Annotated in this window: 15 protein-coding genes; 8 read left to right on the top strand and 7 right to left on the bottom strand. The window is 63.6% G+C overall.

Features of this window, described 5'->3' with window-relative positions; all coding sequences use genetic code 11:
* Positions 1 to 16 precede the first annotated feature (16 nt).
* Positions 17 to 343: a hypothetical protein gene (locus M5J20_RS08190; RefSeq protein ID WP_253578377.1), complete on the top strand. Its 327-nt coding sequence runs from the start codon at positions 17 to 19 to the stop codon at positions 341 to 343.
* A complete protein-coding gene (locus tag M5J20_RS08185) occupies positions 343 to 1,269 on the top strand; it encodes a substrate-binding domain-containing protein (RefSeq protein ID WP_253578375.1) in 927 nt (308 codons plus the stop codon). The genes M5J20_RS08190 and M5J20_RS08185 overlap by 1 nt, the downstream gene beginning before the upstream one ends.
* Before the next feature lie 57 nt (positions 1,270 to 1,326).
* On the opposite strand, the gene M5J20_RS08180 is transcribed toward M5J20_RS08185, so the two are convergent.
* The 6 genes from M5J20_RS08180 to M5J20_RS08155 are packed head-to-tail and all read right to left on the bottom strand — an operon-like array spanning position 1,327 to position 7,260.
* Positions 1,327 to 1,656 carry a Na+/H+ antiporter subunit G gene (locus tag M5J20_RS08180; protein WP_253578373.1) on the bottom strand — a complete coding sequence of 110 codons (330 nt, stop codon included), beginning with the start codon at positions 1,654 to 1,656 and terminating at the stop codon, positions 1,327 to 1,329.
* Positions 1,656 to 1,934, bottom strand: coding sequence for a cation:proton antiporter (locus M5J20_RS08175; RefSeq protein WP_253578371.1), 279 nt, complete (start codon positions 1,932 to 1,934; stop codon positions 1,656 to 1,658). Before M5J20_RS08175 ends, M5J20_RS08180 begins: the two co-directional genes overlap by 1 nt.
* Positions 1,935 to 2,360, bottom strand: coding sequence for a monovalent cation/H+ antiporter subunit E (locus tag M5J20_RS08170; RefSeq protein WP_253578369.1), 426 nt, complete (start codon positions 2,358 to 2,360; stop codon positions 1,935 to 1,937).
* On the bottom strand, positions 2,361 to 3,884 hold the full coding sequence (locus M5J20_RS08165; RefSeq protein ID WP_253578367.1) for a monovalent cation/H+ antiporter subunit D family protein: 1,524 nt from the start codon (positions 3,882 to 3,884) through the stop codon (positions 2,361 to 2,363).
* On the bottom strand, positions 3,881 to 4,345 hold the full coding sequence (locus M5J20_RS08160) for a sodium:proton antiporter (protein ID WP_234948017.1): 465 nt from the start codon (positions 4,343 to 4,345) through the stop codon (positions 3,881 to 3,883). Before M5J20_RS08160 ends, M5J20_RS08165 begins: the two co-directional genes overlap by 4 nt.
* Before the next feature lie 2 nt (positions 4,346 to 4,347).
* Complete coding sequence (locus tag M5J20_RS08155; protein WP_253578365.1) at positions 4,348 to 7,260, bottom strand: DUF4040 family protein; 2,913 nt, start codon at positions 7,258 to 7,260, stop codon at positions 4,348 to 4,350.
* 136 nt (positions 7,261 to 7,396) lie between these two features.
* Between M5J20_RS08155 and M5J20_RS08150 the strand changes: the two genes are divergently transcribed.
* The 4 genes from M5J20_RS08150 to M5J20_RS08135 all read left to right on the top strand — a co-directional run bounded on the left by M5J20_RS08150 (position 7,397) and on the right by M5J20_RS08135 (position 19,601).
* Positions 7,397 to 8,800 (top strand): ABC-2 family transporter permease, encoded by a 1,404-nt coding sequence (locus tag M5J20_RS08150; RefSeq protein ID WP_253578363.1) that lies wholly within the window; start codon positions 7,397 to 7,399, stop codon positions 8,798 to 8,800.
* A 100-nt stretch (positions 8,801 to 8,900) separates the two neighbouring features.
* Positions 8,901 to 15,527 (top strand): G5 domain-containing protein, encoded by a 6,627-nt coding sequence (locus M5J20_RS08145; RefSeq protein WP_253578361.1) that lies wholly within the window; start codon positions 8,901 to 8,903, stop codon positions 15,525 to 15,527.
* Positions 15,528 to 15,672: 145 nt separating this feature from the next.
* Positions 15,673 to 16,251: a YdhK family protein gene (locus M5J20_RS08140; protein ID WP_253578359.1), complete on the top strand. Its 579-nt coding sequence runs from the start codon at positions 15,673 to 15,675 to the stop codon at positions 16,249 to 16,251.
* A 200-nt stretch (positions 16,252 to 16,451) separates the two neighbouring features.
* Positions 16,452 to 19,601, top strand: a complete 3,150-nt coding sequence (locus M5J20_RS08135) for an alkaline phosphatase (protein ID WP_253578357.1) — start codon at positions 16,452 to 16,454, stop codon at positions 19,599 to 19,601.
* Between the two features lie 90 nt (positions 19,602 to 19,691).
* Here the strand turns inward: M5J20_RS08135 and M5J20_RS08130 are convergent, their stop codons facing one another.
* Positions 19,692 to 20,534, bottom strand: coding sequence for a hypothetical protein (locus M5J20_RS08130; protein WP_253578355.1), 843 nt, complete (start codon positions 20,532 to 20,534; stop codon positions 19,692 to 19,694).
* A gap of 315 nt (positions 20,535 to 20,849) precedes the next feature.
* Here M5J20_RS08130 and M5J20_RS08125 point away from each other — a divergent pair, with 315 nt between their 5' ends.
* The gene (locus M5J20_RS08125) at positions 20,850 to 21,932 is read left to right on the top strand and encodes an ImmA/IrrE family metallo-endopeptidase (protein WP_253578353.1); all 1,083 of its coding nucleotides are present in this window, start codon (positions 20,850 to 20,852) and stop codon (positions 21,930 to 21,932) included.
* Positions 21,933 to 22,436, top strand: coding sequence for a DUF4411 family protein (locus M5J20_RS08120; protein ID WP_253578351.1), 504 nt, complete (start codon positions 21,933 to 21,935; stop codon positions 22,434 to 22,436).
* The last annotated feature ends 102 nt before the right edge of the window (positions 22,437 to 22,538 follow it).

Here is a 22,538-nt window from a genome sequence, read left to right as displayed (position 1 = left end):
AAAGCGAGCACAAGCCATGACTAATCCGAACATGCACCTCGACCCGACGGACCCGGACTTCGACCTCGGTCCGCTCGCTTCCGAGCTGATCAACAGCGAGGCCCCGGACGCAGCGCTGGAGGCGCTGCTGAACGAGCTGGAGGAGACCGCAGCTGAGCTGCGCACCGAGCTCGAGGCCCGCCAGGGCGCCCGCACAGAGGCAAAGGCCTCCCACCTCACCCCGGAGCAGGAGGCGGAGCTTCAGAACGTGCCGCACTACCTGGCCACCAACAAGGGCAGCTGGATGAACCTGTTCAAGCTGCTGCGCGAGTTCCGTTCCGAGATGCGGGAGGGCGGCAAGTAATGAAGCGCGTACTGACTGCACTGCCGCTCGCAGCCGCGCTGCTGCTGGCCGGCTGCTCCTCCTCCGACACCACCGCCGCCGGCGACGGCGCGATCACCATCACCGGTTCCGCCACCGTGGAGCCGATCACCCGCTTCATCGCGGAGCGCACCGACACCCCGGTCAACCTCACCTCCGAGGGCTCCACCGACGGTTTCCAGGCGTTCTGCAAGGGCGAGTCCGACATCAACGACTCCTCCGTGGCCATCCCGGCCGAGGACCAGAAGCTCTGCGAGGACAACAAGGTCGAGTTCATCGAGCTGCCCATCGCCCTAGACGCGATCACCCTGGTCAAGAACAACCAGAACACCTGGGCGCAGGACCTGACCATCGACCAGCTGCGCGAGATCTGGTCCGAGAACTCCGGCGCGACCCGCTGGTCCGACCTGGACCCGAGCTGGCCCGACGAGGAGATCACGCTCTACGGCCGCCCGGATGGTTCCGGTACCCTCGGCGTGTTCAAGAACACCGTGCTTGGCGACGCCGAGATTCGCAGCGACTACGCCGCCACCGACGACATCGACGAGCTCTCCAGCTGGATCGCGGACGACGTGAACGGCCTGGGCTTCATGGGCATCGGTAACTACCTGGCCACCGAGGGCACGATCCGCGACCGCATCGACAACGTCTCCGTCGACGGTGTCGCACCGGGCCGCGAGGAGACTCAGAGCGGCGAGTACCCGCTGGCCCGCCCGCTGTTCATCTACGTGAGCAAGAAGTCGGCTGAGGACGAGAAGGTGGAGACCTTTGTCACCGAGTACCTCAACCGCGTCGAGGCCGCGCTGCCGCGCGTGTTCTTCTACCAGCTGCCGGAAGAGGACTACGCGGATGCCAAGGAGCGCTTTGAAAAGCGCACCGTCGGCGCTGACGCGAAGTGGCAGGGTTAAGGGAACGTCGGAAAGCGAAAAAGCCCCTCCGGGGGCTTTTTTCATGCCTGCGAGCCGCTAGTGGTTGGCGTTTGTGTCCAGCTTGTCGGTGACGGTGACGCCGTAGATCGAGCGGCCCATGACGAAGGAGCCGACGGAGCCGATGATCCACACGCCGGCGACGGCGACAACGGCCATGAGGAACTCGCCCAGCCTGAAGCCGTAGGTGCCCCAAGACCAGATGAGCTTGGCTAGCACGAGCGTCGGGAAGGCAAGGCACACCAGCGGGCCGAGCAGGTTCGCGCGGGTCAGCGCATCCGGCGCGCGCAGCTGCAGCAGCACGGTGGCCACCGTGTAGACGGTAGAGACCACGACCAGCGCGGCAACGATGATTTCCAGGACAGTCATTAGCGGCGCCCCCTCGAGATGATGCGGGCCATAGAGATGGTGGGAATGACGCCGCAGATGACGGCGGCGAGGATGGCAACGTCGTAGCCGATCATGGTTTCGCGCACCAGCGTCCACACCAGGAAGATGGCGATCATGGCGTAGAAGACAAAGTCCGCCATCACGGCGCGGGACAATTCGTCGCGCGTGAAAATCACCGCGCCGAGGCCAATCAGCAGTGCGACGGCCATGACGATCATGCAGACCGCCATCACGGTTTCAAACGTCGTGGCAAACATCTAGTCCATCCTCTCTGCCGGCGGGACGTGGGCGGCCTTCGGCGCGCCCAAATCGCGGTAGGGCTCCCAGGCGACGCTCGCGGCGTCGAACGGGATGTCCTTGACCTTGGGGTTGACGTGCTCCTCCATGTCGGCCAGGCCCTCGATCACGTCGATGGGGTCCGAGCCGAACGCGGCCTGCACAATCAGCACCTCCGCGGCGTCGTCCTCAGTGCGGTGGCGCAGCCCCACGGACAGGGTGCCGGGGGTGACGGTGATGGAGGTGGAGAACCAGAAGATCTCCCACTCCGTGGTCAGGCGCAGCGGGTAGTAGATGATCACGGATTCAAGCCCGGTGTTGGGCTTAAACGCCGCGGCGACGGCGGCCCATCCCGCCACGAAGATCTCTTTGATAATCCAGAAGGTGTACGTAATCGCGTGCAACATTTAGCGTCCTCCCTGGTACACGCCCACGGCGTCGGTGCCAAGCACCGCCGAGGTGTACTGGTCCACGTTCAGCAGCGCGTCGGCGCCGCTGGTGGTGATACCCCACATCTGCCCGGCCAGCACAAACATTGCCAGGGACAGGAGCATCATGCTTAACGACGGCAGCAAATACGGCCACCGCACATTCAACGCAGCCGGGTAGTGCTGCATAGGGCGGCCCCAGAAGACCTTGCGCCAGACACGCATCATGGACAGCAGCGCGCCGAACGACGCGACGATGATGGTGCCGATGACGACCCAGGACGTGACGTCGCTCGGCCTTGCCGCAGCCAGCATGATGGTCACCTTGCCGAAGAGGCCGGAGAACGGCGGGAAGCCCACGATGGAGAACGCGCCCGCCGCGAACACGGCCGAGGTGATGGGGTCGCGCCGGGCGAGGCCGGAAAGCTTGCTCATGGTGCCGGTGCCGTAGGTTTCCTCGATCGCGCCGGAGTTCAGCGTGAGCGCGCCGACGGTGATCATGTGGTGCAGCGTGTACAACAGGCCCGCGGCGAGTGCGTAACGGGCCTGCTCGCCGCCCCCGCCGGTGAAGGCGAGCATGACCAGGATGAACGGCATGCCGTTGACCATCTGGTACGCCAGCACGCGGCGGATGGTGCTTTCCGCCAGACCGGCGAAGCCGCCGATGAGCATGGAGACAACCATGATGACGATGATCAGGGTGTTCCACCGCTCGTCCATGTCGAAGATGACCACCCAGATGCGGTAGAGCATGTACACCGCCACCTTGGTGTGCAGGCCGGAGAAGAGCCCCATTACGGCCGCGGAGGTGGAGGGGTAGGTGCGCGGCAGCCAGGTGTGCACCGGGAACACGCCGGCCTTCAGCGCGATGGCGATGACCACAATGCCCATGGCCACCGTCATCGGGCCGTTGCCGGCGGCGGCGCCGCGCAGGGCCGCGATGTTCACCGCGCCGGCCACGCCGTAGACGTAGCCCACGCCGAGCACCAGAAGCGTGGAGGCGGCCAGGTTCACCAGCGCGAATGTGCGGGCGGACAGGAGGCGGTGGCGGGTGCCTGTCATGGCGATGAGGCCGTAGGAGGGCAGGAGGCAGACCTCGATCATGACGAAGAAGTTGAACAGGTCCGCGGTGAGCAACGCGCCGGATACACCGGTGATCAGCACCAGGGTCAGGGGCGTGTAGTAGCGGGCCTGGGTCTCGCCGGCCACGATGGCAAACCAGTTGGCCGTGAGCGCCACGATCATGGTGGTGACCAGCATGATGGCGGAGAACTGGTCGCCTACAAACGAGATGCCCACGCCGGCTTGGTAGCCGCCGATGGTGTGGCTGATCGTGCCGTGCTCGCCGGTGTATTGGTACAGCCAGATGCCGCCGGCGAGGTTGATGGCCGGGATGATGATTGACAAAGCGTCGTTCAGCGTCTTGCTCGGGGACAGCGCCGTGACGGCGGAGATGATCAGCGGGAGCGCGACGAAGATGGGCAGGATTGCGTCTGCGGTCATCGTTCGGTCACCTCCAGGGAGCGGTCAACGGTCTCAAGGACTTCCATGTCGTGGATGGCGCGCAGTTTGCGCGGGTTGAGGCGGGCGGTGCGCCCGGCGGTGGACAGTGCGGACGGGGAGAGCTCCATGTGGCTGTAGCCGGAGTCGGTGCCGGTGGGCTGATCCTTCGTGTCGTCGTCCTTGCCCAGGGACGCGAGCATGAGCAGGATGGTCGTGGTTGCCATCGCAATGACGATGGCGGTGAGCACGAACGCCTGCGGCAGCGGGTCGGACATGTCTTCCAGCGCGGTGCGGGAAGGGAACGCCTCGCCGCGCCACGCGCCCACACCCGCGGCGAGCAGGGTGAGGTTGGCGGCGTGGCCGAACAGGGACATGCCGAACACCACGCGCACCATGCCGCGCTGCATGACCAGGTACACGGAGCCGGCGGTTAGGACTGCAATTGTCAGTGCCATCACCATGGTTAATCAAGCTCCTTCGACAGGACGGATCGGGGTGCCTCGGCCGGGTTGAGCGGCGCCGGGTGGGCATCCACGGCATTCTCGGGGTGGTCCGGCTCGGGGACGTTGGGCAGCGGGTTCTCCGCCTCGCTGCGGGTGTACACCAGCTCCGAGACCTCCGCGCCGGGGCGCAGGTAGCCGCCCAGGGAGTTGATGGCCTGGGTGACCATGCCCACCACGCACATGTAGATGCCGGCGTCGAAGATCATGGCCGTGGTGAAGTGCTGGCCGGCAATTTCGCCGTAGATGGAGTACAGGAAGCCGCCCTCGATGAGGCCGAGGAAGCCGGATGAGATGGCGACGATGATGCCCCAGCCGATCAGGCGCACCGGGGTCTTCTCGTTGACCACGGTGGTATCCGCGCCGCGGGAGAGGTAGCTCAGCGCGAAGCCGGTGGCCAGCACGAGGGCCGCGACGAAGCCGCCGCCGGGCGCGTTGTGGGCGCGGAAGAAGATGACGATGGAGAGCACCACCAGGACCGGCATCACCAGCGTGGTGGCCTTGCGCAGCGGCAGGGTGTTGAACTGGGATTGGCCGAACGGGCGCGGGCGGGTGCCGGCCTCGAACTTGTGGCGCGGCACGGAGGACGTCACCGCCATGATCACCACCGCCGCCATGCCCAGCACGGACAGCTCGCCTAGGGTGTCAAAGCCGCGGAACTCCACGATAATCACGGCCACGATGTTGTCCGCGTGCGTTTCCAGCCCGCCCTCGGTGAGGAACCACATGGCCAGCTCGGAGCGCTCGCGGCGGCCCAGCAGGCTCCACACGCCCAGGAAGGCGGTGATGCCGGCCAGGGCGGCGAACACCGTCGCGGTGACCTGCCTGCGCTTCGGCGTCTCCGGGAACGTGCGCGGCTGGAAGCGCAGCACCATGAGCATGACTACGACGGTGAGCGCCTCCACCAGGAACTGGGTCAGTGCCACGTCCGGCGCGCCCAGCATGAACATTTGCAGCGTCATGCCCACACCCACGGTGCCCAACAGCACGGTGGTGGCCAAACGGGAGCGCGTGCGGCACATGCCCACCACCGAGGCGAGGATGATGCCGAACGGGATGAGGTCCCACCACACGTCGATGCCTTCCGCGCGCGGGGCGAGCGGCACGCCGTCCACGCCGTCTGTCAGCAGCGCCGTGGACAGGCCGAGCGCTACCACCAGGAAGAACAGCGGGAACAGGTGGCGCGACGGGTTGAAACCGTCCGCGATGGAGCCCAAATGCTTGCCGACGCTCGTAGCCGTACGGTTCACCTCACTCAGGATCTCGTTGCCGTTGGTGGGCAGCAGCTCCTTGTTTTCCACGCGGGCGAAGAATGGCCTGCGGGCGAAGAGCACGAAGAGGATGCCGGCGGCCAGCACGATCATGGAGACGATGAACGGGGCGTTCACGCCGTGGAAGATGTGCAGCTCGGCTTCGTACGCCTCCCCGGTGATGGCGGTGACGCCTGTGGACACCAGGCTGGCTACCTGCGGGAGCATGAACGGCACGACGGCGGACATCAGGCCCGGCAGTGCCGCCGGCAGCCAGAGGCTCACCGGGGCCTCGTGCACGTGCGACATGTCCTTCGGGCCGTCCACGAACGCGCCGAAAACGATCTTGGCGGAGTAGAGGAAGGTGAGAAACGCCGCGATACCGGCCACCACCAACAGGATCATGCCCTGCGGGTTCTCTTGCAGCGCGGCCAGGATGGACTCCTTGGACACGAAGCCGAACAGCGGCGGCACCGCGGCCATGGAGGCGGCGGCAACCACGGTGGAGGCGAAGGTGAACGGCATCTTGTTGTACAGCGGGCCCAGGCGGCGGATGTCGCGGGAGCCGGCCTCGTGGTCCACCACGCCGATGAGCATGAATAGCGAGGACTTGAACAGGGCGTGGGCCAGGGTGTGCGTCAGCGCCGCGGCCAGGGCAACGGGGGTGCCCACGCCGATGGCGGCCACGATCCAGCCCAGGTGGGAGACGGTGGAGTACGCCGTGAGGTGCTTCAGGTCCGTCTTGGTGATGGCGAAGGTGGCGGACATCAGCGCCGTGAACAGGCCGGTGATGATCAGCAGCCAGTTCCACTCGGGGGTGGCTGCAAAGACCGTGGAGAAGCGGAGCAGCAGGTAGATGCCGGCCTTGACCACGGCGGCGGCGTGGAGGAACGCGGAGACCGGGGTGGCCGCGGCCATCGCCTCGGGCAGCCAGAAGTGGAAGGGGAACTGCGCGGCCTTAGTGAAGGCGGAGAGCGCGATGAGCACGGCCAGGCCGGTGACCAGCTTGGAATCCTGCGCCCAGAAATCGGCCGCCAGGATGCCGGAGAGCGAGGTGGTGCCGGCTTGCACCGCCGCGATGGCCAGTGCGGTGAGCAGCGTCAATCCGCCGAAGAAGGTGAGGATCAGGGTGCGGTAGGACCCGGCCTCGCCCGAGGAGCCGGAGCGCGCGATGAGCAGGAACGATGCGATGGAGACGAGTTCCCAGCCGATGAAGAGCAGCACCACGTCGTTGGCCAGCACAAGCAGCAGCACCGACAGGGTGAAAGCCGTCATGATGGTGTAGAAGCTGGTGTTGCCGTCGCGCTCGGGCAAGTACGCGGCGGAGTACAAAAAGACCACACCGCCGATCACAAGCGCCAGCAGTGCGAAGAATATGCTCAGCCCGTCCGCGCGCAGCGCGAAGTCCACGGATGTGCCCATGCCCATTACGTCGCGCGCCCACGTAAAGGACCATTCGAGGTCCGTGCCGCGGGAGACTTCGGTGTACTTGGAGCCCAGCACAGCCGCGGCGGCGAAGAGCAGCGCTGCGAGAGGGTACCCGGCCTTCTTGTCTATGACTCGCACGAGGATTGGTGAGAGCACCACCGTCGCCGCGACGAGCCCGATGACAAGGGGAAGTGTCATGGTGAACCCATTTCATTCCATGGTTTTGGCAAGAACCCTTACGACAGTATCAAGGCTGCCGACACTGTTCTAACGCTGAGCATTTCCGGCGGTGAGCCTCCCGCAGCAAACCCGTGCGAGTGCTAAGAACAGTGCCATGAAATCGGGCAACGCGTGGCGGTTGGTGTGTGCGCTTTTGGCGCTGGTAGTCGGGGTATTTTTGCCCATGAGTCCGGCCGACACATGGACGAATGCGGGGCGCGATTCGGAGGTTTCGGGCGCCCCGCAGGTCGGCCCGGACAATCTTGGCGACGCGCGCCGGGCCGCCGGTGAGGCCGGCCTGCAGGCGCAGGTGCTTAAGCAGGGCGCGGGCCAGCTCGCCGCGGGCATCGGCGAGGCGCAGGGGCAAGCCCAGCAGCTCATCGACGCCATTGCGGCCGCCCAGTCCGGATCCCAAGAACTCGCCGACGGCATGGTCCAGCTCCAGGCCGGCACTGGCCAGTTGGGCGCGGGCGCGACGCAGCTGGCGGACTCCATCGGGGAGATTGTGGGCCAGATTTCAGGGTTTGAGGCGGTGCGCGGCCAGGTGGTCAGCGCGATCGACCGCTCCCTGGAGGAGCTCAAAGACGCGAAAGATCCAGAGGCAGTGCAGGCGCGCGAGTCCCTGAAAGAGCTGCGCGAGCAGGCGCAGACCGCGCAGCTGCCGCCAGACGCGATGGCGAGGATGAACCAGCTTCGCGACGGCTCCCGCGACCTGGCCAATCAGCTGGCTGTGCCCGGATACGGTTTCCACGACGGTATATATACAGCCACCAGTGGCTCGGCAGAGTTGGCTGCGGGCCTGCGTGAACTTCAGGCGCAGACCGGGCAGGCCACCGGCGGCATCGACGAGTTGGTCGCCGGCGTGGAAAGGATCAACCAGATGGCGGGCATGAACGCCGATAAGGTTGGCGCCGTTCGCGCGGCGATTCCGGTGCCGGCGGTCGCGCCAGGGGCTGACGGTGGTGAACCAGCCGGCCCGACCCTGGCCCCGGTGGCGGCGATGCTGCTCGCGGCGATGGCCGTGCTGGGCGGCACCGCGCTCTCGGCGGCGGCGTGGTTCGCATCCCGCGGACGCTGGTGGATCCTGGGCATCGGATCCGTGGTTTTGGCCGCTGCGGGCACCATCTTGGCCGGGGTGATCGGATCCGGGTTTGGTGTGCAGGAATACGGGGTTGCGTTTGCGGGTCTGCTGCTGGGCACGCTCGCAAACGCGGGCCTGGCTTCCGTGTTCAATAGAGCATTCGGCGCCGGGGTAGGTCTTGGTTCGGCCGGAGTGCTCGCGCTGGTGCAGACCGGACTTGTCGGCTGGGTGTGGCGCACCGCGACCACCGCGCAGGTCGACCAGGTGTGGGTAACGTTGTCGCAAGCAGCGCCGATGCACTGGGCGACGACAGCGGTGTCCGCTGCGGGTAACGGCGGCGACTACCGCGGCATCATCTCGGCGGTGCTGCTGTCCGCCCTGCTTGCGGTGGTGGGCCTGGTTGGGGCACGGGGCACTGATAGGCAAATGTCCAGGTAGACAGCAGTATCTCTGATCGGTAAGCTGTGATATTATCTGTCATCGATCTGTCACCCCCCTGTTGGGACGTGGTGAAACTGCACTTCAAAGAGGAGCAAAAATGACTGAATCATCTCGCCGTTTCCGTAATTCAACCTCGCGCGGCATTGCGGCATCGTCCGCGATTGCGTTAGCGCTTGGTGGCTTTAGCGTCGTGGGGCCGGGCCCGCTGACACCGCACGCCGCGGCCGCCACCCTGAGTGGTGGCGTCCGTGAGAAGTCCGGCGCGGTTGAGACGGATGCCCAGCAGGCGTCCGACCTGCCGGCCGGTTCGTGTGTTGTTAAAAGCGGTGAGCCGAGCGGAAACCAGGCAGGTTTCAGATGGAACACCCTGGAGCCGAGTGGGTCTAGCCCCGATAAAACCTTGTGGGGCCTGAGCGTCTCCTTTGATAACTCGAAGGACCGCACATTCGCCGATTGGTACTTCACCAATACGGGGGGGCTTGGCACAGTCTTGAATACCGGCACGGTGCCCCCCATGGAGGCCGGCCAGACCTTCGATGGCAAGAGCGTCACTCACAAGGCCGACGAAAGCATCGACATTACTACCAGTGGTAGAGGCGTTTTACGGAACTTGAATCTCTACGCAGAGCTGACCGACGAGAAAGTCAATGAGTTCGCTTCGGCCTCCGCCGCTGACCCTCTGCGTTACGCCTGGCAAAGCAACTACAAGGTGCAGAATCCTAATGGCCCGTACGCCACCAAGGGCTCCGACGCTTTTTTTGGCGCTACTGTAAACCCGTGGCCGAGCGAGAACATCGAATGTAACCCGATCACGGTGTCGTGGGAGACTGCCGAGGTATCCGAGAAGCATGTGATCGTTCCTGGCGAGGAAACGAAGGTCGGTACGATCAAAATTCCTGCTGTGCAGAACGGCGGCAAGGACGATTCCATGTCCCGCATGGTCGTGGAAGCTTACGACGGCAACGGTAAGTTCATCGGCACCACAGACCCAGAAGCCTCCGGCGGTGAGCAGCTGCTGCGTATCGACGAAGCGAACGGCGACATCTTCTTCACCTGGCCTGAATACCGTGGTACCGACCTGGCGACCGACAAGAACGTGAACTTCTCCGTTCTGGCGAAGCCGCGTACCGTTGCCCAGCTCCAGAGTGCAGCCGAGAATAACAACGAAGGCGTCGGCAAGACCTTCGACAGCTCGAATTCACTGACGCGCTACAACAAGGCGAACGTCATCGACTCGACGTCGTTCTCTCTCGACGACACGGAGTACCACGACCCGAAGTACGACAAGACCGACGCTGTGATCATCTCCGGCGTGGATAGCGCGACGGGTCCTCTTGCCACCGAGCTGCAGAAGGTCACCTTCACCCAGGTCCCGGACAAAATCGCGGAGCTTGTGAAGAAGAGGGACGCGGGCGGCTTCGAGGCCGAGGTCACCCTGGACGAGAAGTACGTCTACGAGGGCTGGACCGTTGAGTTTGACGATAACTACAACGTCACCGTCACCGCTCCGGAAAACCCGAAGCCGGGCACATTCGCCCGTCCGGTGATCACCGTTGAGTACTCGAACGGCTCGACCGATAGGCTTGAGCTGTTTGTGGTCGTTGATCCGAACAACACCCAGGTCACCGACCTGGTGCGTCCGGGTCTGACCACGGGCACCATTGGTGGCGAACTCACCGCCCAGGTGGGCACGAAGTCCATCATGAAGGGCCACAAGCCGGTTCACCCGGCTAAGTTCGAGGTCGACCCGTCCACCGTTCCGGATGGCTGGACTGTCACCGTCGACGATACGGGCAAGGTCACCGCGAAGGCGGACGACACTGTCGCACCGGGCACTATCATCACTCCGAAGGTGAAGGCGACCTACCCGGACCAGACCACGGACGAGATCGAGACCCAGTTCCAGGCGATCGTGGACATCAAGATCCCGACTTATGACACAGTGACCAATAAGCCGAACTCCGACGTCACGTTGAAACCTGAGGTCCCGGCGCGCGGTCTCAGCGGTAACACGACGGACGAGGCTCCGAAGCGCTACACCTTCGAAGACGGCACGACCACGCTCACCCATACCGATGCCAGCGGCACGTGGACCCTCAACATCGACGAGACTACCGGTGTTATCACCACCACGATTCCGAAGACTGCGCCCGAAGGCTACGTCCTGGACGTGCCGGTTCTCGCTTACTACAACAACGCCAAAAAGCCGCAGAAGGTCAAGGGCACCGTCGTTGTGCTCAGGGGCGATATCGCCCCGGTCTACTCCGTTGAATCCACCGGCCCGAATAAGGCTGTGAACCACCAGGTGCAGGGTGCTCCGGAGGGCTCGAAGTTCTCCCTCAACTTAGAGCCCAATGAAGACGGCGAACTGGTGACCGAGGATGGTTGGAAATACACCATCGATCCGGACACCGGTGTCGTTACTTCCACGCCACCGGCAGGCTCCAAGCCGGGCGACAAAAAGACCATCACCGTCGATGTGGTGACCCCGAGCGGCGCCACCCCGAAGGTCCCTGTGACCACCGTGGTGCAGCTGACCAACAGCTGGGAGGCGGAACCGAGCTACCCGGCGGAGACGGTCTACCCGGGTGAGACGGCAACGCTGCCAGTCACCCTGCAGAAGCCGGCCAACGTCAACGTCGCAAAGTACGAGTTGGGTGCTGTTCCCCAGGGTTGGACTGTCAGCATCGACAACGACGGCAAGGTCACTGCAACCGCACCGGCGGATGCCGTGCCGGGCAGCAAGGTCGAGATTCCCGTCACGGTGACTTATGAAGATGGCTCGACGGACACCGCTACGGCCGTCGTGAACGTTGTCGACGTTCCGACACGCCCGGTTCCGTTCGGAGTGGAATACGTCTATGACGACACGATTCCTGCCGGCGAGTACAAGACTGTCACCAAGGGTGTGGCAGGTGTGGAGAAGCAGCAGCCCGACGGCACGTGGGAGCAAACCACTGCGCCGACTAACGAGGTCGTGCACGTCGGTACTAAGCCGGCTGAAGCGTCCAAGGACGTGACTTGGACCGCGCCGATCCCGTACAGCACCACCACCCGCTCGAACCCGGCACTCGCTCCGGGCGAGACCAAGGTTGTGCAGCAGGGTGTGAACGGCGAGCGCACCTACACCGCGAAGTTCACTGCTACCGGCGCTCAGGCTTCCGTCGTGGAGTCCGAGGACACCAAGCAGCCGGTCGAGGAGATCATCGAGTACGGTCCGCGCCTCGACGACCAAGAACTGGTCACCGAGACGACCCGCAAGATTCCGTTCGAGACCACCATCGTCTACGACAACACCCTCGCGGCGGGTACGCAGGTCGTCGATAAGCAGGGCGAGGTCGGCGAGGAAACGGTCACAAGCACCCAGAAGCTTGTCGACGGTAAGCCGTCCGGCGACCCGGTCGTTGCCACTGAAACCACAAAGCCGAAGCAGGACGCGGTCATCCGCGTGGGCACCAAGACCGAGGGCGCGAACTCGTACGAGTACACCGAGCCGGTGCCGTACCCGACCAAGGTTGAGTACGACCCGAATGTGCCGGCTGGCACCTACGAGGTCGTGACGCCGGGTGAGGCTGGCGAGAAGACCGTCACGGTCACGCAGACCATCGTCAACAGCCAGGTCACTGATACCAAGCGTGAGGAGAATGTCACCACGCAGCCGGTGACTGAGGTGATCAAGGTCGGCACGAAGCAGGCCACCGCTACCGACAAGGTGGAGTGGACTGAGCCGATTCCGTTCTCCACGGTTGTGCGTCCGAACCCGGATTTGAAGCCGGGTGAGGTCAAGACCGTCCAGGAGGGTGTCAACGGCGAGGCGAAGTACACCGCGACCTTTGAGGGCACCAATGGCCAAGCCACGGTGACCGAGTCGAAGGGCCGCACCGAGCCGACCGATCGGATCATTGAGTATGGTCCGACGATTCCGGATCAGACGCTGACCTCGACGACGACGAACCCGGTGCCGTTCAACACCACGTTCGTGGCGGACCCGAACTTGCCGGTGGGTGAGCAGGTCGTCGATAAGCAGGGCGAGAACGGTGTGGACACGATCACCTCGACGCAGGAGATCAAGGACGGCAAGCCGGTTGGCGAGCCGACGATCACCACGCAGCGCACCAAGGAGCCGGTCGACGCTGTCGTGCGTGTGGGCACGAAGACCACGGGCCAGACCGTCAACTCGGTTGAGGCCGTAATTCCGTTCGAGGTTGAGGTTGTGTACGACCCAAACCTTGCCCCGGGCGAGCAGAAGGTGATTCAGGAGGGCGAGCTGGGCACCAAGAAGGTGACGGTTACGCAGCCGGTTGTGAACAGCCAGCCCAACGGTCAGGCCACCACCACCGAGGAGACGGTGAAGGAGCCGACAAAGAAGATCATCGCGGTTGGTACGAAGCCCGCCGAAGCGACCAACACGGTGACGTGGACGGTGGATGTCCCGTTCAAGACGGTTGTGCGCGCGAACCCGGATCTGAAGCCCGGCGAGGTGAAGACCGTCCAGGAAGGTGAGTACGGCGAGAAGAAGTTCACCGCCGACTTCTCTTCTGTGGGCTCCGATTCCAAGGTTGACACCAAGGAGGAGCAGACCAAGGCTCCGAAGGACCTGATCATTGAGTACGGTCCGACGATTGGTGATCAGACTTTGAAGACTGAGACCACGCGACCGATCGAGTTCAAGACCGAGTTCATCTACGATGACACTCTCCCTGCTGGTGAGCAGAAGATTGACCAGCAGGGTGAGAACGGCGAGGAGAAGATCACCTCTACCCAGGAGATCAAGGACGGCAAGCCCGTTGGCGAGCCGACGATCACCACGCAGCGCACGAAGGAGCCGGTAAACGCAGTCGTGCGCGTCGGTACGAAGACCGAGGGCTCGAACACGTTCGAGCACAAGGAGCCAGTGCCGTACGAGACGAAGATCGAGTACGATCCGACTCTTGCTGCTGGCGAGTACAAGGTGGAAACGCCGGGTAAGGCTGGCGAGAAGACGGTCACGGTCAAGCAGACCATCGTCAACAGCCAGGTCACTGACACCAAGCGAGAAGAGAACGTCACCACGCAGCCGGTCACTCAGGTGATCAAGGTCGGCACCAAGCAGCCAGCCGCCGGTGAGCAGGTGACCTGGACCGAGCCGATCCCGTTCACGACCGAGTTCCGCGAGAACCCGGCGCTCAAGCCAGGCGAGACCAAGGTCGTCCAAGAAGGCAAGGACGGCGAGGCGACCTACTACGTAGAGTTCAAGGCCAACGGCGAATCTGCCACGGTTGAGAACACGAACCAGCGCGTCGAGCCGGTCAACCGCATCGTCGAGTACGGCCCGCGTGCCGACGACGACGAGATCTCGACCCAGGTGACCCGCCCGATCGAGTTCAAGACCAGCGTCATCTACGACGACACCCTCGAAGAGGGCAAGCAGGTCATTACCCAGGGCGAGCTCGGTGAAGAGGTAGTCACCACGACGCAGAAGCTTGTTGACGGCAAGCCGTCTGGTGATCCGGTCACCACCACCCAGCAGACCAAGGCTCCGAAGAACGCGGTCATCCGCATCGGCACCAAGAAGCCGGGCGCCCCGGATCCGGCACCTGAGGTTTCTGAGGTTGTGGAGCTTCCGTTCACCACGAAGATCGTCTACGACCCGACCCTCGATCCGGGCCAGGAGGTCGAGGATGTCGCTGGTGAAAACGGTAAGGTCAAGGTGACCGTTGTCAATGGCAAGGCCACCGTCGAGACGGTGAAGGAGCCGGTCCAGCGCGTTGTGCGCGTTGGGTCCAAGCCGCAGGCTGCTGAGTGGACTGAGGAGAAACCGTTCGAGGTCATCGTGCAAGAGGACCCGAACATGGAGGCAGGTACCCACCGGGTCAAGCAGCAAGGTCAACCGAAGGTAATTGCTCACGTAGGCGACGACCAAAAGGTAATCAGTGAAGGTCAGCCGATGATCATCGTCGTCGGCACTAAGAAGCCGTCGACTCCGCCGAGCAAGCCGTCGACTCCGCCGAGCAAGCCGTCGACTCCGCCGAGCAAGCCGTCCACTCCGCCGAGCAAGCCGTCCACTCCGCCGAGCAAGCCGTCGACTCCGCCGAGCAAGCCGTCGACTCCGCCGACATCGACGACCCCGAACACAACGACGCCGGTTACCAGCACGCCGATCACGACTACGCCGGCTTCGACGCCTCCAACGACGACGGGTGGGCTGACAACTGCTGAGAAGCCGTCCATCACGCCTACTCCGGATGCAGCGACCGTGGTCGAGCGCTGTGTCCAGAACGCAGTCAAGTCCCCGCTGCTGTACCTGATCCCGCTGGGTCTGCTCGGCTACGGCCTCAACGAGGTCGCTGGTCCTGTCATCCAGCAGGCCGTGGCGCCGTACCAGGACGCGCTGAACCGCATCAACGGTGAGCTGAACGCGCGTGCGAACGAGATTGCTCGCCAGTACGCGCCGGAGGATCCGTTCGGTGTGGGCCGTGCGGGTGAAGAGTTGAACCGTCGCCTGTGGGAGAACCAGGACTTCGCCCGCATCGCAAACCAGGTCAACGACATCAACGCGCAGGCAGCTCGCCTGGCCGCCCAGTACCAGCCGCAGCTGGAGATGGCCGGTAAGGCCGCCGGTGCCATCCTCGCGGTCACGGCCGCGGGTGCGGTGCTGTACGACTGGTGCTCCAACGACGCTGGTCAGGCCTGGACCGCCGTCGGCACCGACAAGTGGAGCAACCTGCGCAACCAGCAGCAGTAGTTCCCGGCCTGCAGGTCCCGCTCGGGACCTAACGGTGTGAGCGACAAGGTCGCCACTTTCTCCTAGCAGGGAGGGTGGCGGCCTTTCGTCGTTAAGCGTGCAAGCCCCGGAGTTCGGGCGCGAGCGGCAGTGGTACAACGGAGGTATGACCCACATTCGTACAGTTGCCCTGGCCGCCGCTGCGGCCGTATCCGTGCTCTCCCTGTCCGCTTGCTCCTCCGAGAGTGCCGACACCGCCGCGCCGACCACTGCCGAGGAGCAGGACCACCAGGCACACGAGGCCCACGGCGGCCACGATCACCCGGAGGACGGCGGCCCGGCACCGGCCGGCATCGAGGAGGCAGCCAACCCGAAGTTCCCGGTGGGCGCCGAGGTGATCCTCACCGCGGATCACATGCCGGGCATGGACGGTGCGCCCGCGACCATCAGCGGCGCGTACAACACCTACACCTACGCCGTCACGTACACGCCCACCGACGGCGGCGAGAAGGTGGTCAACCACAAGTGGGTCGTGCGGGAGGAGCTGGAAGGCGCCGGGACCGAGCGTCTTAACGACGGCTCCTCCGCCGTCATCCTCGCCGAGCACATGTCCGGGATGCAGGGCGCGGAGGCCACAATCGAGTCCTCAACCGACGAGACGGTGTATATGGTGGATATCGATTCCCCGGATATGACCATGAAGCGCCACAAGTGGGTCGTGGAGAGCGAGATCCAGCCTAAGTAGGGTGGCGTTCACAGCTCGTTCCCGGCTTAATGGGAAACATTTCTAACAAGACAAGTGAATCTAATAACTTCTAGCTGGGGAATTAGATTCGCTGCTTATTGTTTACCTCGTCGTAAGTTGCTGTCAACACCCTGGGGATAGCGTTCGCGTCGGTTCAAAAACCACTCAACGCCTCATCCTCCTGCTCAAAGGACAGCTTCATGCGCTTCTCTACTAAGGCAGCAGCTTCCATCGTCAGCGTCTCCGCGCTGGCGCTGGCCAACCTGCCGGTTGCGGCCGCACACACCGCAACCTTTAACAACAAGGAAACCTGTGTAACTTTCGACTCCGAGGGCAACGTCCGCGCACCCCAGCCGGGCGACTGCACCCAGTTTGGCAAGGGCGGCCCGGGCAACACCGACGCCAAGGCCCGCAACGTCATCTTCATCCTGGGCGACGGCATGGGCCACCAGGAGATCACCGCAGCCCGCAACTACCTCAAGGGTGCGAACGGCCGCTTCGAGGGCCTGGACGAGCTGACTGCCGCGGGTGCGTACACCACCTTCGCCATCGGCAAGGACGGCAAGCGCCAGTACGTGACCGACTCTGCAGCATCCGCAACCGGCTGGGCCAGCGGTGTGAAGACCTACAACGGTGCCCTGGGCGTTGACATCAAGGGCAAGCCGCACGAGAACCTCATCGAGATGGCGAAGAACGCCGGCATGCGCACCGGTAACGTCACCACTTCCGAGATTCAGGACGCGACCCCGGGTGCCATGGGTTCCCACATCTCCCAGCGCGGTTTCTACGCGCCGTCCGGCGAGAAGAAGGTTGTCGGCCCGGAAGAGGCACGTGAGAACGGTGGTCGGGGCTCCATCTCCGAGCAGATCATCGACACCCGCGCAGACGTCACCCTGGGTGGCGGCCGCAAGTACTTCAACACCGAGGTCAAGGGCGGCGGCGAGAACCGCAACCCGTTCCTGGTGAACAAGAACGACGGCGGCAAGGAGTGGGAGGCCGGCAAGACGGTCCGCGAGAACGCTGTTGCCAAGGGCTTCCAGGTTGTCGACAACAAGGCTGGCCTGGACGCGATTGAGAAGGCCGACCAGGACACCCCGGTGCTGGGCCTGTTCCACGACGGCAACATGACCCGCCGCTTCGAGAAGACTGTCCCGGGCGACGCTAAGACCCAGGAAGCGGAGCAGTGCAAGGTTGTGGACACCGGCAACGAGCCGACCGCTGCCGAGATGACCAGGAAGGCCATCGAGCTGCTGGATGACAAGAACGCGGAGAAGGGCTTCTTCCTGCAGGTTGAGTCCGCCTCCATCGACAAGGCTGACCACGACGCCGACGCCTGCGGCCTGATCGGCGAGACCGAGCAGATCGACGAGGTCATCAAGGAGGCCCTGGACTTTGCCAAGGCCGACGGCAACACCCTCGTGGTGGTCACCGCCGACCACGCCCACACCGCTGAGATCGTGCCGGACAAGCGCGAGAACGTCGCCCCGGTGACCCGCCTGCGTTCCCTCAAGGAGGACGCAGTCATGTCCGTGGCATTCGGCACCCAGACCTCCCCGAGCATCTCCCAGCAGCACACCGGTACCCAGGTGCGCATCGCGGGCTACGGCCCGGGCTCCGAGAACGTCAACGGCCAGCTGGACCAGACCGACGCGTTCTACGTCATGGCCAACGCACTGGGCCTCAACGGCGGTACCGAGGGCGGCCAGCAGGCATGGACCGTCAACGACGGCAAGGGCATGAACCTGGCCACCCGTCGTGGCGCGAAGCCGGGCGATCAGCTGTGCTACCTCGTCGCCAAGGGCGGCGCTCCGAAGGTTGGCGACTGCGCCCAGTTCGGTGCGAAGGGCCAGCAGATTGACAACCGCAAGGCGAAGAACGTTGTCGTCATGATCGGCGACGGCACCGGCGACTCCGAGCTCACCATGGCCCGCAACTACCTCCACGGCTCCCACGGCCGCATGGCTGGCCTGGACAACCTGGAGTACACCGGCTACCAGACCACCTTCGCGCTGGACAAGGAGACCGGCCTGCCGGATTACGTCACCGACTCCGCCGCGTCCGGCACCGGCTGGAACTCCGGCATCAAGACCTACAACGGCGCTGTCGGCGTGGACGTGAAGGGCAAGCCGGTGGCAACCCTCGGCGAGATCGCCAAGGCAAACGGCCTGAAGATCGGTAATGTCACCACCTCCGAGATCCAGGACGCCACCCCGGCAGCCTTCGCAGCGCACGCTACCAACCGCGGCTACTACGCACCGTCCGGCGAGGCGAAGCCGGCCAAGGGCGAGCAGCTGCGCGAGAACGGCGGTCTCGGCTCCATCACCGAGCAGATCGTTGACCTGCGCGCGGACGTCACCCTCGGCGGCGGCGCGAAGTACTTCGATGCCACGGTTGCCCAGGGCGGCAAGTGGGGCAAGAACACCTGGACTAAGGACACCTCCGTCCTGGACAACGCCAAGGCGAACGGCTACCAGGTTGTTACCAACGCCGCCGAGCTCGACGCTCTGACCGAGGCAAACGGCGACAAGCCGGTGCTGGGCCTCTTCGCTCCGGGTAACATGCCGCGTGCCTTCAAGCAGACCATCCCGACCGTTGATGGCGCGAAGCAGGAAGCAACCAAGTGCGAGGCGAACCCGGAGTTCACCGCAGAGACCCCGCGCCTTGGCGCAATGACCACCAAGGCCCTCGAGCTGCTCCAGAACGACAAGGGCTTCCTGCTGCAGGTCGAGTCCGCATCCCCGGACAAGGCAGACCACGACGCTGACGCTTGTGGCGTTATCGGTGAGGTCGGCCAGCTCGACGACGCTGTGAAGGCTGTCCAGGATTGGGTTGCCAAGACCGGCGAGCCGACCCTGATCATCGCGACCGCTGACCACGCTCACACCGCGCAGATCACCTACAACGATGTTCAGACCGCTGGCCGCACCACCAAGCTGATCACCGCCGACGGCTCCGACATGACCATCAACTTCGCCAACGCGAAGTCCAACGAGGACAAGGACGCTCTCGGCGGCCAGGCACACACCGGTGCACAGGTGCGCATCGCCGCCTCCGGCCCGGGCGCCGCGAACATCACCGGCCAGATCGACCAGACCGACATCTTCTTCGCCGTGACCAACGCACTTGGCATCGACGTTGCAAAGACCAAGGTTGACCTCAAGCCGCAGTTCAAGAACGGTTCCTCCGCAGGTTCCTCGGATGGTTCTTCGGATGGCTCCTCCAAGACCGGCCTGATCACCGTTGGTGTGCTGGCCAGCCTGGCAGCAGTCTTCGGCGCTGCGAGCTTTTTCTTCCAGGCCCAGATGCAGGCACTGGTGAACCAGTTCATGCAGATGCTGCCGAAGTTCTAACCTCCAGCGCGGCGCTCTTTCGTGCGCTGTGATGAATGAACCCGCGGGCCGTGATCGGCTCGCGGGTTTCGTCTGCTCTCGGTGGAGTGGCTAGAACGGCAGCTTGATCCCCAGCTTCGGCGCCAGCGCCACGAGGCCTGCGAGCGCCGCGACCAGACTGATCACCGCGCCGAGGATGATGTCCACGCGGTTGTTACCGCCGTCGGAACTCAGTTTGGAGGACAGATCGCTGGTGGGCAGTGGCTCGGTGACCACGTTGAGCGCCGGGAACTTCACCTCCGTCTCGCCCTTGGCGCAGGCCATGTGGGCGTTGAATCGCGCGGTGTTGTAGTCGTGCCACTTCTCAGCGCGCTTGCCGGACGGGGTCTCCCGCCAAGCATTGGTCAGCTGCTGGTGGAGGACGGGGTTGTTCAAGGAAGCGTCGGCAAGCGGGAACTGCACGGGGGCGGGGCGCAGGGACTCGCGCGCATCGGCGACAATGCGGTTGGGGTCGGTCGCGGGGCGGACCTTGGGGTGGGCAACGTCGGGGATCTTGTTGCGGCCGAGCCTGGCGTCGACGTACTGCTGGATCAGCGCGTCCGGCATGCCCGCGGCCTTGAGCGTGGCGTGTTGCTTCTCGGTGAGTGTGATCGCGCTGGCTGGCGTCTCGGAGGTGAGTGCCTGCTCCAGCTCCTCGCCGATCGGTTTGGCGGCGGGGAAGACGCCTTCGATCGCAAATGCCTGGTCGACGACGAAGCCCGTCGGGGGGTTCAGCCCGGTGACGTACGGCTGCTCGGCGGCGTACGCCTGCTCGCCCGCAGTGAGCGTGAGCCTGCAGGTGTTGTCGGCGGCGCGGGGACCGACGGTTGCAGCTTGCGCCGGGGCGGCAACGCCGGCGAGGGCGCAGATGGCGGCGGTACTGGCTGCGGCGAGGCGGGCGCGGGATGTGGGCATGGTGGCTCCTCGGGGGTTCGGGTCTGTTGGTTATTAGAACGGTACGGGGAGCGCGGGGGTTACGGGGTGGGGGACACGTGTGCAGGGTGTTCAGAACTCGGCATGTCCAGTCCGGCTGGGGGAAAATCGGGTCAGTACCGCAAGCAGAGACTTATGGGGCTACCACCATCTAGACTAGGTCTCGCCGTTAAGTTCACTCTCCCACGAACGCTACGCGCTTTGGGTAATGGAGATACACAGGAAGGAGGGGCCGTGACTACGCCTCGGGTATCGGTCGCTCCCTCTGTGCTCGAGTGGGCGATCGGACGAACGGGCTTGACCGATGAAGAATTGAACAAAAGGTTTCCAAAAATCCAAGACTGGATTGACGGCGAAGCTCAACCCACATTGCGTCAAGCTAGAGAGCTAGCTGATAGGGCGCGGCTCCCTTTCGGGCGTCTTCTTCTCTTGGAACCTTCAGGGGAAGAGGTTGGGATAGCCGATTTTAGAACCGTCGACAACACCATTCTCGAGCGGTTCAGCCCAGACTTGCGCGAAATCATCTTGAAATCCCAACAGCGGCTTGCCTGGTACTCGGAGTATGCAATTGAGGAAGGAATCGATCCCCCAGCACTCTTTAACTCCGCCCGAGAAGGCGTCCATATCGCAGATGTCGCAGCGACTGTGAGGGAGAGTTTCGGGTTTGAACACGAGAACCCGTTGCCGGGGCCAGATCGTGTGCTGACGCTAACTCGGGCTATGGAAAATTCGGGGATTCTAGTCTCCCGGAATTCGGTAGTAGAGCACTCGAATAAGAGAAAGCTGGATACCAACGAATTTCGAGGTTTCACAATTGAAGATGACGGCTTCTGCCTTGTCTTTGTGAATGCGACCGATTCCAAATCAGCTCAACTTTTTAGCCTTGCGCACGAGCTCGGGCACGTGGTCTTTGGTGCGCCCGGTCTTTCTGACCATTCTGACCACTTGAAGGTGGAAAGGCGCTGCAACCGTTTTGCCTCCGAGTTCATTGCGCCCGAGATCGCCGTCAGATCCCAACATGACCCGGAGCAATCGCTGGTGCAAATAGTAGAGATTCTCGCGCCTCGGTTCGGGATGAGTAGGGAAGCGATGCTGTGGCGATTGGTTGAGCTAGATCTGAGGGACCGTGATGAGGCCACCGAAATCTTGCCCAGCCTTCAGCTAGGAAGGGGGGAGCAAGTTCGGAGAGCGGAGGGAGGGCCCTCATTTCACGTGCTAGTGAGGTCCCGAGTGGGAGGTAGATTTTTCGATACTGTGACGCGGGCTGCGCAAACCGGGAAGATTTCTGAAGCGGAAGCGGCTCGCTACTTGGGGGTTAAGACATACGAGTCGTACACAAAAATGGTTCGGGCAAATGAAGTCAACCGGGAAGCCGTCTAAGTGAAATATCTCGTTGATTCCAATTTTCTGGGAGAGCTAGCAACTCTCTACCCTGATGATGTTTTCCCCTCACTATGGGTAGATCTCGAGACGAGGCTTTTTACACCTTCTGTCTTCTTTCACCAAGAGGTTGATGACGAACTCAAGCTGTGGTCGCATCCCACCTATGACTGGTACTCACGGCACCGGGAAGAGAGCCAAGTTCTGCGTCCGGACCAGCTGGAGATCGGTTGCTACGCGGAGGTAACCGAGTGGGTCGCGGATGTACGCGAGCCAAGGTACAGGGCTGCTGCGGTGGATGAATTCCTAGGGGTCGCAGATTCTTGGCTCGTCGCCTCGGCTTACCGGCACAATGCTGGGATAGTCACAAACGAGGTATCCGCCCCGGAGAGCGTCAAGAAAGTCAAGATCCCAGACGTAGCCTCCAACTTCGGCGTCAGATGCTTCAACACAGTCGAATTTCTACGCAAAATTGGAACTCGGGGGACTGAAGCTTTCCTGTGAACCCTCGGCCATCGGTGAGGAGTTCCAGATGAATTACCCGTTGGCGGTTCGTGAGCGTGCCGTCGAGCTTTACGGCAAGGGTCTAGAGCCGCAGCAGGTACG

The organism is Corynebacterium stercoris, from assembly GCF_024160105.1.
In the GTDB taxonomy this organism is placed as follows: domain Bacteria; phylum Actinomycetota; class Actinomycetes; order Mycobacteriales; family Mycobacteriaceae; genus Corynebacterium; species Corynebacterium stercoris.
This window is presented reverse-complemented; position numbering and strand designations above follow the sequence as displayed.